This window comes from Ruegeria sp. HKCCD4884, assembly GCF_013110855.1.
In the GTDB taxonomy this organism is placed as follows: Bacteria; Pseudomonadota; Alphaproteobacteria; order Rhodobacterales; family Rhodobacteraceae; genus Ruegeria.
Window position 1 is genome coordinate 43852 of sequence record NZ_WVRJ01000006.1, and the last position, 12011, is coordinate 55862.

Consider the following 12011-nt stretch of genomic DNA (forward strand, 5'->3'; position numbering starts at 1 on the left):
ACGCCGAACCCCTGTCAGAGGTTCAGTACGTCCTCGGATACCGTGCCGGTAGGGTCGAGGGCGACCGACAGGTACGTAGGCCGGTCCAAGCTTTCGAGCCACAGGCGGCTCGCAGGTTCGTTTTCGTTGCCGACCCTTATGAACTCGTTTTCCATCAGCAACGCGAAATCGGCGCGGGTCATCAGGTTCAACACTTTCCGGGTATCGCCGTCCGCGTTGAACGCTTCCTCGGCCCAATACCCCACACGGACTTTCCCGCCCTGGCGGAGAACGAAGTATTCGCCGTCAGCGAACAGTTCGGCCAGCTGCTCGCCTACGCTGGTTCCGTCTCGCGCCGTTATCATGTGTTTGAGAGACTTTTCCAGCGTACCCTTCCGAACGCCTTTCTTTTTTTAACTTGAGCCACAGTTTGTGGAGTGCCGCGTCGCGGTCCACGGCAGAATCCAATTCAGCGATGTCAGCGAGTTTCGCCTGTAGTCGCTCCTTTTTCATATCTTCACATCCATCATTTTTGCGCGGCGTTCGGCACGGGTTCCGGACCTCGAAAGATGTCCGACCGCGCCCTGCCGAGCTTGTCCTCCATCACTGCAACCACCGGACCAAGCGTGGTAGGTTTTTTTCAAATTCGGTTGGATCGACCTCTTCGGGGAGCGATTCTTGAATAAAGAAGGTTCGTATTCCCGCGTTTTCGTTGAGGTGTTCGGAAGGGCCTCCTTCGAGATGTGTCAATACGAGGTCGTTTATAAGGGATGAAACATCTACTTCTTTGAGGATTCTATTTAGGGCCAGGAGTTGTTCTTTGGCTATGTCCAGTCTGCTTTGAGGAAGCAACGCGGTTAAAGTGAGTAGTGCAATGCTGGTTGCTACAATATAGAAATGTATTTTTCTCAAGTGATTTAGCATAGAATTGTAAATCTATTGACCCTGCGGCGCATAGTTATGTTTGGCGATTCTAGGGTAGGTGAACTTATTTTCAAAGCGATGTTTGCAAAATGCGTCGTGGCATTCGCACGCGCTACCAAAAGTACGTACGACCTGACAGGTGGGGAAAGAGTTTGCGACGGAACTTTCTGTGACTCTCGAAGTGGAAACTCTGCTGTTGTAGCGAACGACCGCTTCCTCGCCCTAACTTCGGATTGGAGTTGTCCGATTTGAGCTGCTTGCAGTCATTGTAGAGCAAAGCTCAGATGCCCGCTTTGTCCCGCGAGGCTGCCTTTTGTATTCGTTCCACTGAAGGGTCATCACTCAACCAGAGATCGCTTCAAATAAAACCACTTCAGTGACGTTCGTGGGTCGTTGTTCCGGAGTGTTCATCTGTTGGCTGCTTGCGCCTCGACTTTTTTTGGCAGATACCCACGCTGCCTTCTGAGGTGTTTGCCCTATGCCCAAAGCCAGATTTTAAGTTAAGCTGACCCAAGCCGCATTCCTTGAAGAGCTTTGCACGCATGCGGCGACAAACTTAACCCCATTGAGCCCGTCATGAATCGTTGGATAAACAACGGACGCGGCAGGTGAACTCCCATTTCGGAAAGCTTGGATGGCTTCAGCAGCCTCCCCATAGATATTCGCGAACGCCTCCAGGTACCCCTCAGGATGTCCTGGCGGAACTCTACTTAACCGATTGGCAGCGTCACCAGCCCCTGCTCCATTTCGGGTGATCAGACGCTTTGGTTCGTTATATGGCGTGAACCAAAGGTAATTAGGATCTTCCTGAGACCACTCTAGCCCACCTTTTTCGCCGTAGACCCGCAAACGAAGTGCGTTTTCATTGCCGGGAGCCACCTGAGAAGACCACAACATACCCCGGGCTCCGCCCTCGAAGCGAAGCAAGACGTGGGCGTTGTCATCGACTTTGCGCCCCGTCACAAAGGCCTGCAAGTCCGCCGCCAGGCTTTCCGCTGTCAGCCCGGTTACAAAGCAAGCGAGGTTGTAGGCATGGGTTCCGATGTCACCGGTTGATCCACCCGCGCCCGAGCGTTCGGGATCGGTTCGCCACTCAGCCTGTTTGAAATCCTGCTGCTCGGTCAGCCAGTCCTGCGGGTATTCAACTTGAACCACGCGGATCTTGCCGATGTCACCGTTGGCAACCATTTCACGCGCCTGCCGAACCATCGGATAACCCGTGTAATTGTGGGTCAAAATGAATAGGGCGTTCGCGTTTTCCGCTGCTTTGACCAGCTTCTTTGCATCGGTAAGGGTCGAGGTGAGTGGCTTGTCACAAATGACATGTATACCGCGTTTCAGGAACTCACGCGCGGCGGCATAGTGGACGTGATTTGGTGTGACAATCGAGACCGCCTCGATCCCAGATTTCAGCCGGGCTTCCCTTATCGCCATTTGTTTATAGTCTTCATAGACCCGTTCGAGCCCCAATGCCTGACCACTTTCAAGAGATTTCTCTGGCGTCGAAGACAAGGCACCGGCAACCAGTTCGAACTTGTCGTCCAGTCGCGCGGCTATGCGATGAACACCGCCTATGAAGGCGTCGTTTCCACCGCCAACCATGCCAAGGCGAATGCGACCCGAGGTTTCTTCACTGCGTCCTGTGACCATCACTCAATCCCCAGCATTTTACGATTGGCGGCTTCGTCTGCACCACCGTCGGCGAAGTCATCAAAGGCTTTCTCGGTTACACGGATGATGTGATCTGACACAAATTGAGCGCCTTCACGCGCGCCATCCTCTGGGTGTTTGAGACAGCATTCCCATTCGACGACAGCCCAGCCGTCAAAGTCATTCGCGGCCATTTTTGAGAAAACCGCACCGAAATCCACTTGGCCATCACCAAGCGACCGGAACCGCCCAGCCCGATCAACCCAGCTTTGATATCCCGAGTAAACACCCTGCCTCCCGGTCGGGTTGAACTCGGCATCTTTGACATGGAACATCCGGATCCGATCTTTGTAGATGTCAATATTGTCCAAATAGTCGAGGCATTGCAGCACGTAGTGCGACGGGTCGTATAGCATGCAGGCCCGTGGGTGATTGCCCGTCCGTTCCAGAAACATCTCGTATGTCACACCATCGTGGAGGTCTTCTCCGGGGTGGATTTCGTAGCAGACATCGACACCGCATTCATCTGCGTGATCAAGGATGGGTACCCAACGGCGCGCGAGCTCATCAAACGCTGTTTCGATCAAGCCTGCAGGGCGCTGCGGCCAAGGATAGACATAGGGCCATGCTAGCGCGCCTGAGAATGTCGCATGTGCCGAAATGCCCAAATTTTTCGAAGCGGACAGCGCCTTTTTGACTTGGTCCACTGCCCATTCTTGACGGGCCTTTGGGTTTCCTCTGACGCTTTCGGCCGCGAAACCATCAAACGCACTGTCATAGGCGGGGTGAACGGCCACAAGCTGGCCCTGAAGGTGCGTGGACAGTTCAGTGACTTCGACACCATTTTCTCTGGCTTTGCCTTTGAAATCATCGCAATAATCAGTGCTGGTCGCGGCCTGCTCGAGGTCGAATAACCGGCCATCCCAACTGGGGACTTGAACACCCTTGTATCCGCAATCAGCCGCCCATTTGGTGATCGTGTCCCACGAATTGAACGGCGCTTCGTCCCCCGCAAATTGCGCAAGAAACAAAGCTGGACCTTTGATCGTTTTCATAAAACTTCCTCCCCAAAACCTAAGCCTCTATGGCGGTAAATTTTCCTTCAGATAGATGTCGATACGGATACGTTCCTGGGCTTTGTTGAATGGCACTTTATCCGAAGTTGCCCGCAAAAGACGGACGGCAGAACGAACAATGTGCCCAGTGTCTTGCGAGATTAAAGCATCAAATGTGCCAAGCCTAAGCGCCTCACGACTGAGCGGCGTAAGCTCATGAGCTATGATCACCAGATCCTTGCTGAGTTTGTTCTCTGAAAGAAATTGAATCAGGCCTGCGTTGCCCGCTGCTGACGAGTATATTCCGACCAGATCCGGATAGGTTTCGAAGATTTCGGGCATCATCTTGTAAATCAGATCCGGGTCATCCCGTCCCTCGACAGACGCCACGACTTCGAGGTGCGGAAATTCCTCAGCCACAACAAGATCAAAGCCCTGGCGACGCTCCAGGTGGTCACGTGCCAAACGGGATCCTGTAAGAACCAAGACCCTGCCGTCGCGATGAACAAATCTTCCCATCAGCTGAGCGGCGGTTCGTCCTGCCGAAACGTTATCGATTCCCACAAAGTGGTCTCGCTCAGAGCTGGGCAAGTCAGACACCAACGCAACCACCGGAACGCCTTTGTCCCTGAGCCTTTTTACAGCGTCGCGGACTGAAGGCGTTTCGGGTCCGAAAACGGCGACTCCGTCAACATCCAAACTGTCGACGGCATCCAGAATGTTGACGATATCTTGCGGCTCAAAGGGAGCCACTTTCTTTATCGCAATACGAGTCCGCTCGATAAATTGGTCACGGGATTGTTCTGCGATCTGACTGCTGATTGCCTCCACAAACTCGTTGTCCGTGTCCGGCAGAACAAAGAGGAAGTTGTAAACTCGGTTTCGTGCAAGGTTTGCCGCAGCGGTGTCACGCACATACCCCAGCTCATCAATTGCCTTTTGCACCTTCTGTACGGTTACGGCCCGCACGCCGGGACGTCTGTTCAAGACCCGGTCAACAGTCGCCAGACTGACACCGGCGACGCGCGCGAGGTCGTTGACGGTTGGCTTTTTCACCAATTCTAGTTTTTGTTTTTGATCTTCCACGTGTTCTTCAGCCCTCAATCTCCCGCGCTAAGCCTTCAAAAAGCAAGGCAACGGCCTCAGCGCCGGGGTCGTTATGTCCAACTAGATTTTCTTCGGGAACATAAGCTGCACGGCCTGCCTTCGCACGGCGAATTTTTGCTGTGTTGTTCGCACCTTCGCGAGCGGCACTTGCTGCATCAGTCAATCCAGACGGTAGGGCGGCAAGTGCAGGTGCCAAGGCGTCAATCATCGTTCTGTCTCCGACCTTGGCGCCCCCCACCTGGCTGACCCTATTCAGACCTTCGATTAAGGATTTCGGAACAGACGCGCCGCTTGCACAGGCATCTCCGGCTGCGTTGAAGAAGATTGCGAGTATCACCCCGGAAGAACCACCCATGGTTTGGCTTAGCTCATTGCCCAGCGCCGGAAACAGTTGCGTCAGATCAGCGAGCGGCATGCGGTCAAGGCTACCTTGCAATGCTCTTGCGGCAGTGGCCAGTGTGCTTCCTGTATCGCCATCCCCGGATTTTGCGTCCAGCTCGTTCAGGCTCTTCTCTGCGTTAATAAGCAGCTCAGACAGCCGGGTGATCGTTTCCCTTGTGGTGGGATTGTGCGAAGGGATTGGATCGATCGGGGTCAGGCCATCAGGCAATGGTGCAACTTTGATCGGGTCGATGGAATTCACCCCGGGCCAAGCGGCCAGATCAACGGGTGCTTCAAGGGCTGACAAATCGTCCTGATCTACAGGCAGAATGGAAACCGAAAACCCGTGCATATCCAGCGATGTCATCATTGGGGCCGGGCCAATGATATGTTGGGCAATACCAGTCTCGGACAAGGCGTGCGTGAGGACAGCCATTTCTAGCGGAGTTGTAGAGCCGAGGTTGTTGACCAACGCCACACAATCCCCGGAACCCATCCTTTGCTTCAGCTTCTCCACCACTGTGGACATGGCTGATACAGCATTTGAGAACTCGACTTGCTGTACACCGGGCTCGCCGTGGATGCCCAAGCCGAGTTCCGCTTTGCCGGGTGCGATCCGGTCTTCTTTTGGAGATCCGGGAACGGTACAGGTGTCCAGGCTCATACCGATGCTGACGACCTTTGCTATGGTGTTTCTTGCTGCTTTGGTGACGGTGTCCAGATCAGCACCACTTTCTGCAAGCGCTCCGGCTATTTTGTGCACGAACAACGTACCTGCCACGCCACGTGGTTGCGGAAGGTCGGGCAGGGCGATGTCATCATCAACGACGACCATCTCTACCTTGCGACCCAATGCACGGGCGCGTTCCGCCGCCAGTCCAAAATTCAACCGATCACCGGTATAATTCTTGACGATCAGCAGGCACCCAGCCTCACCAGTAACCGCAAGAATGCCTGCCAGAACCGCCTCGACTGAGGGAGACGCAAACACTTCCCCACATACCGCAGCTGTCAACATACCAGCGCCAACGAAACCTGCATGGGCGGGTTCGTGACCAGACCCTCCGCCGGACACCAAAGCGACTTTCGACTTGTCCCAATCTGACCTCAAGACAACCTTGATATGCGGGTAGCCGTCCAACCGGATAAGTTGTCCTCCGGAGGAGGTCAGAAGGCCGTCTATCGCCTCGGTTACCAGGGTTTCTTTTGTGTTGAGGAACTGGGCCATGCTTTTGCTCCTTAATTCACACGCGCGCCGGACGCGTCAAAATACAACGGGTTGTGGGGGCGGATTTTTATAATCTTTCCAGATGGGTAGTCCTGATGGACATCGATCAGGGTCACCACCGGGTGACCGTTCAGATCCAGATGCAGCCGTGTTTGGTCTCCCAGATGCTCGGCGCGTATCACCCGCGCCTCGCTGCCTTCACCTTCAATGATGTTTTCCGGGCGCAGGCCTATCTGCGGACCTTTGTGATCGCCTCCAAACAAATCGGAAGGTAGGATGTTGATCCGTGGCAGACCCAACCTGCTGGCTACGTAAACACTGCCGGGATTTTCATAGATGTCGCGAGGGGTGCCATACTGAACCAGCTTGCCGTTTTCCAAAACGCCGATATGTGTCGCCATTGTCATGGCTTCGACCTGATCATGGGTCACATAAAGTAAGGTTGACCCCAGATCGGCTTGAATTCTCTTCAACTCGACTCGCAAATCAGCGCGAAGCTTGGCGTCCAAAGAGCTAAGCGGTTCATCCATCAGGAAAATCTGTGGGTCACGCACAAGCGCACGTCCGATTGAAACGCGTTGCATTTCACCGCCGGACAGTTCAGTGGCTTTGTTGTCCAGCTTGTGCGGAATTTGCAGGATCTCAGCAACTTCGTTAACCTTCCTCGTGATTTCATCCTCTGGTGTCTTCAGGATCGGCGACCGCAAAGGGAAAGACAGGTTCTCGCGCACTGTCATATGTGGGTATAGCGAGTATTGCTGGAAGACCATCGCCACATCGCGCTGGGCAGGTGTATCTATTCCGACGTCACGCCCGGCAATGCGTACTGTTCCAGAGTCCAGTTTCTCAAGCCCGGATATCAATCTCAGCGTCGTCGTTTTTCCCGCACCTGTCGGACCCAACAACACCACAAAGGCGCCGTTGGGGATCGTCATTGAGATATCATCCACCGCTTTAAGATTGCCGAATGATTTCGAGATATTCTCCAAAACGACTTCAGCCATCGCTTAGCACCTCGTCGTTCAGAGCGGACCTCAACGCGCGCCCGGTTGATTTTTCAAATAGGGTTACCGCGTGAGAGCGGAACTCCAATCCCACCGTCTCGCCGGGATTTACGACGTCGCGTGCATCAATCCGGGCTTTCAGCTCTCCGTTCGGGCTTTGCAGCGTCACGATCTGGGTGGTTCCCAAATATTCTGCGGCCAGGACCTTGGCCCGGTATGCGCTCGCATCCGATAGAAAAACATGCTCAGGGCGAACGCCAAAAACCAAGTCGCCTTCCGCCCCTTCCATCAGTTTGGGCACGACTTCGTCGTGACCATTCAGTCGCACCATTTCCGAATCGGGCGCGACCTTTCCCTGAAAAGGCAGGAAGTTCATCGAAGGAGACCCGATAAAATCTGCAACGAACATTGTGGCTGGTTTGTCGTAGATTTCCTGAGGTGTGCCGAATTGCTCGATCACAGCGTTGTTCATCACTACGATCTTGTCACCCATTTGCATGGCTTCCAACTGATCGTGCGTGACGTAGACAGTGGTTGCGCCCATGCGATCATGAAGCGCGCGCAATTCTTCGGCCATATGCTCACGAAACTCGGCATCCAAGGCACCAAGGGGTTCGTCCATCATGAACGCTTTGGGCTCCCGAACAATCGCGCGCCCCAGCGCCACGCGCTGCCTGTCGCCGCCTGACAACCCTCCTACGGGGCTGTCGAGGATGTCCTTGATCCCCAGAATTCCCGCGACTTCCTCTACTTTGGCTTTGACGGCGGCACGCGGCATGCCCTGCGATATCAGGGGATAGCTGATATTTTTGCGCACGTTCATGTGGGGATACAGCGCAAACATCTGGAACACGAAGGCAATGTCACGCTCTGATGGCGGTCGCTGGCTGATCTCTTCGCCGTCCAGGTAGATTTCACCTGACGTTGGAAGTTCCAAGCCGGCGATCATCCGCAGTGTCGTCGTTTTTCCGCAGCCGGAGGGCCCTAGCAACATGAAAAACTCACCGTCCTCAATCGTGAACGAGCTTTCGCGGACAGCCGTGAAATCGCCAAACATCTTCTTTACGTTTTTGACTACGATCTGGGCCATTTCTACTCCGGGAAATGGCTGACGACGATGAACATGACGGTTCCGATCAGCGTGACGATGAAAGAATATGTGAAGGCCCAAAGGACAAAGGGTTGCATCAGCATAAAGACACCCAGTGCAATAAGGATGGTTGCGACCATCTCCCATGGGCCGCGCCGGAGCCGTAGTAATCCGGTAATAAAATCACTCATTTGCGTACGGCTCCGAATGTGATCCCGCGCAGCAAATGTTTGCGCATCAGGATGGTGAAAATCATGACCGGGATTAGGAAGATCGTCGCGCCAGCCGCTACAGCAGGCCAGTCCAAGCCGCCAATACCGATGATGGTCGGGATGAAGGGCGGTGCAGTCTGCGCGTTTGCGGATGTTAGCAGTACGGCAAACGCGTATTCATTCCAGGCGAAGATCAAGCAGAAGATTGCAGTTGAGGCTATGCCTGTGGCGGCTTGCGGCAGCACCACTTTGTAAAACGCCTGAAACCTCGTGTAGCCATCTATGAGGGCCGCTTCTTCATACTCTCTTGGAATTTCGTCGATGAAACCCTTCAGCAGCCAAACCGCCAGGGAGATATTGACCCCTGTATAGAGAAGGATCATTCCAAGATGCGTATCGCTCAATCCAAGGTTTCTGAACATCAGGAAGATTGGGATGGCGACAGCGACCGGAGGCATCATCCTTGTACTAAGGATAAAAAATAGAAGGTCGTCCTTTAGTGGGACCTTGAACCTGCTGAACGCATAGGCGGCCAGCGTGCCTAGGAAGATACTCAAGAAAGTCGAGCCAAATCCGATGATAACTGAATTCATAAAGCGCTCACCGAACTTCGATGGTCCTACAATCACCATGTCATATTGGCGCACGATCTCATCGGCCCAGTTCTGCGGGGGATTAGCTTCCAGAAACTCCTGCGTTTGTCGTGTGCGCGTGGTGAAGAGGTTGACGTAGCCTTCAAGCGTTGGGTCAAAAACTACTTTGGGCGGATAGCTAATCGCGTCGGCGGGCGATTTGAAACCGGTCAGCAAGATCCACACCAGCGGGATCATCGTGATTAGCGCATAAGTTATGACCAGAAAGCCTGCGATCCATTTGGACCGGTTTGAAGGCTCGGTGACGGAAAAACTGCTCATCTCTGTTTCACCTTGTTCAGGGCTTTGACGTAGATCGACGCAAGGCCGAACACGGTGACGAAAAGGATGATCGCATAGGCCGAGGCATAGCCCGTACGCCACTTCTCAAATGCCTCCCGCTTGAGATTGATTGAGGTGAGTTCCGTTACAGAACCGGGCCCTCCGCCGGTTAGCTGAACCACCAGATCGAACATTTTGAAATTCTCGATCCCTCGAAACAGCACCGCGAGCATCAGGAACGGCAGCACCATCGGGATGGTAATCGTAAAGAACTGCCGCACTTTGCTGGCCCTGTCGATCTCCGCCGCCTCATAGATGTAATCGGGAATGCTACGCAGCCCGGCCAGACAGATTAGCATCACGAAGGGGGTCCACATCCAGGTGTCGACAATCACGATCGCCCAAGGGGCCAGCGAGACGGATCCCAGCATTTCAAAGCTCGATGGGTCTTTGCCTGTGAACCATGACACAATGTAGTTAAACAGCCCGATTTGAGGTTGATACAGAAACTTCCAGAAGTTCCCGACGACTGCAGGAGACAGCATCATCGGCAGCACAATGATCGTGGTCCAAAGATCGTTGCCCTTGAATTTCTTGTTGATCAACCAGGCCAGAGTAAACCCGATCAAGACCTGGAAAAAGATCGTCCAGAACAGGAAATGCGCCGTTGCCTGCATATTTAGCCAGGTGTCCGAGTCTGTCAGAATACGCTCGTAATTCCTGAGCCCCACATCTTTGACTTCGCGCCCGATCCGGTTGGCCTTGTAGTTGGTAAAGCTCAGTTGGATGGTCCAGATCAACGGAAAGATGTTGATCGCCAGCAATAGGAATATCGTTGGGGAGATGAATATCCAGGCGATCGCGCGGTCGGATAAACCTCGTATTTTTCGCGCAACTCGCTCGGGCGTTGCCTGCGCAACGCGATCTACGGTCCTGTCAGACATCTCTTTGCCAGTTCTTGTTGGTTTAGGACTCACGGGTGAAGGTGGAGCGGGATTGCACCCGCTCCTGCCTTTGTCCGGACTACAGCTTGCCTTCGTCTTCGAAGACTTCCGTCCAATCTTCGATCAGAAGATCAAGCGCTTCTTGGGCGGTACCTTGGTCTGCGACCACGTAGTCGTGGATGCGTTTCTGCATGGCCAGCAGGAGTTCCGCATAGGCAGGCTCTTGCCAGAAATCCTGAACTCCAGCCATTGCTTCAAGGAAGTCACCGGCAAACGGTTGGCTGTCCACGAAACCAGGATCTTCCAGCACAGAGTTATGCGCCGAGTAGCCGCCGAGCTCCCACCATTTGGCCTGCACTTCTGGCTGTGCGAACCACTTGATGTATTCAAGGGCGGCGTCCTGTTTGTCAGAGTAGCTGACAACAGAAATGCCTTGTCCGCCAAGCGTTGAACCTGCCTGGTTTTGTGGCGGGTTTACAAAGAAGTCGATCTTGTCACCGCCGGTATTGGGGTCGGCATAGAGACCTGGGAAGAACGCAAACCAGTTCATCGCCATGGCGACCTGACCGGATTTAAAGGCATCCAGGCTCTCACCCATGTAAGAGTTGGTATATCCCGGAGGTGTCGCCGTTTTGTAAAATTCCTTGTAGAACTCCAGAGCTTCAACAGCTTCCGGTGAGTTTACAGCACCTTCCATGTCATATGACCCTGGAGTGTTTTCGTATTTGAAACCCCATGGATACAGCGCTCCGGTCACACCCATGGTGATCCCTTCCGAGCCGCGCTCGGTAAAGATTGCCGCACCGTAGACAGTCTTGCCGTCGATTTCACGACCCTGAAAGAACTGGGCGATCTGCAACAACTCTTTCTGAGACTGAGGTTCACGTAGGTCTTGACCAGTCGCCTCTTTGTATGCAGCTTGGATTTCTGGGTTTTCGAACCAGTCCTTGCGATAGAACCAGCCGTTTGCATCGCCCATCGCAGGCAGCGCGTAGTAGTTTGGTGTACCTTTGGGCCAAGTCGAGTACGCGTAGACAGTGGCCGGTGCGAAATCGTCCATGCTGATGCCTTCAGCATCGAAGAAGTCGTTCAGCTGGACATAATGACCATTCTCAGCGCCGCCGCCGATCCATTGGCTGTCACCGATCAGTAGGTCGCAGAGCTTACCCCCAGAGTTCAGCTCGTTCAGCATACGGTCCGCAAAATTTGGCCACGGAACAAATTCGAAGTTCATCGTGTGGCCGGATTCTGCTTCGAATTCTTTTGATAGTTCGACAAGCGCGTTGGCCGGGTCCCATGCAGCCCAACATAGCGTCAGATCTTCAGCATTTGCCTTGGTAGAAAGAGTAGTAGCGGCAAGGACTATTGCGCTGGCCGAAGCCAGTTTTGTGTAAGTCATCCATTCCTCCCTTTTTGCGCCGTCAATCGAGGATGTGCGAATCGCGGCATACCTCCAAGGCTATTTGAGGTACGCACCTCAAGTCCAGAAATATTTGAGGTTCGTACCTCAAATGAGCAGGGAA

General features: G+C 53.8%; 11 protein-coding genes. All 11 read right to left on the minus strand.

Annotated elements, in window-relative coordinates; genetic code table 11:
- Nucleotides 1-14: 14 nt before the first annotated feature.
- The 11 genes from GS636_RS10495 to GS636_RS10545 all read right to left on the minus strand — a co-directional run bounded on the left by GS636_RS10495 (nucleotide 15) and on the right by GS636_RS10545 (nucleotide 11887).
- On the minus strand, nucleotides 15-344 hold the full coding sequence (locus tag GS636_RS10495; protein WP_171186555.1) for a hypothetical protein: 330 nt from the start codon (nucleotides 342-344) through the stop codon (nucleotides 15-17).
- 1054 nt (nucleotides 345-1398) lie between these two features.
- Nucleotides 1399-2553 carry a Gfo/Idh/MocA family protein gene (locus GS636_RS10500; RefSeq protein ID WP_171669423.1) on the minus strand — a complete coding sequence of 385 codons (1155 nt, stop codon included), beginning with the start codon at nucleotides 2551-2553 and terminating at the stop codon, nucleotides 1399-1401.
- On the minus strand, nucleotides 2553-3608 hold the full coding sequence (locus tag GS636_RS10505) for a sugar phosphate isomerase/epimerase (protein WP_171669424.1): 1056 nt from the start codon (nucleotides 3606-3608) through the stop codon (nucleotides 2553-2555). The genes GS636_RS10500 and GS636_RS10505 overlap by 1 nt, the downstream gene beginning before the upstream one ends.
- 27 nt (nucleotides 3609-3635) lie before the next feature.
- Nucleotides 3636-4694 carry a substrate-binding domain-containing protein gene (locus GS636_RS10510; protein ID WP_171669425.1) on the minus strand — a complete coding sequence of 353 codons (1059 nt, stop codon included), beginning with the start codon at nucleotides 4692-4694 and terminating at the stop codon, nucleotides 3636-3638.
- 7 nt (nucleotides 4695-4701) lie between these two features.
- A complete protein-coding gene (locus GS636_RS10515) occupies nucleotides 4702-6324 on the minus strand; it encodes a dihydroxyacetone kinase subunit DhaK (protein ID WP_171669426.1) in 1623 nt (540 codons plus the stop codon).
- A gap of 11 nt (nucleotides 6325-6335) precedes the next feature.
- Nucleotides 6336-7328, minus strand: a complete 993-nt coding sequence (locus GS636_RS10520) for an ABC transporter ATP-binding protein (RefSeq protein WP_171669427.1) — start codon at nucleotides 7326-7328, stop codon at nucleotides 6336-6338.
- Nucleotides 7321-8418, minus strand: a complete 1098-nt coding sequence (locus GS636_RS10525; RefSeq protein WP_171669428.1) for an ABC transporter ATP-binding protein — start codon at nucleotides 8416-8418, stop codon at nucleotides 7321-7323. The genes GS636_RS10520 and GS636_RS10525 overlap by 8 nt, the downstream gene beginning before the upstream one ends.
- Before the next feature lie 2 nt (nucleotides 8419-8420).
- The gene (locus GS636_RS10530; RefSeq protein WP_171669429.1) at nucleotides 8421-8609 is read right to left on the minus strand and encodes a hypothetical protein; all 189 of its coding nucleotides are present in this window, start codon (nucleotides 8607-8609) and stop codon (nucleotides 8421-8423) included.
- A complete protein-coding gene (locus GS636_RS10535) occupies nucleotides 8606-9544 on the minus strand; it encodes a carbohydrate ABC transporter permease (RefSeq protein ID WP_010442361.1) in 939 nt (312 codons plus the stop codon). Before GS636_RS10535 ends, GS636_RS10530 begins: the two co-directional genes overlap by 4 nt.
- Complete coding sequence (locus GS636_RS10540) at nucleotides 9541-10488, minus strand: carbohydrate ABC transporter permease (RefSeq protein ID WP_171669430.1); 948 nt, start codon at nucleotides 10486-10488, stop codon at nucleotides 9541-9543. The genes GS636_RS10535 and GS636_RS10540 overlap by 4 nt, the downstream gene beginning before the upstream one ends.
- Before the next feature lie 79 nt (nucleotides 10489-10567).
- Nucleotides 10568-11887 carry an ABC transporter substrate-binding protein gene (locus GS636_RS10545; protein WP_171186543.1) on the minus strand — a complete coding sequence of 440 codons (1320 nt, stop codon included), beginning with the start codon at nucleotides 11885-11887 and terminating at the stop codon, nucleotides 10568-10570.
- Between the last annotated feature and the right edge of the window lie 124 nt (nucleotides 11888-12011).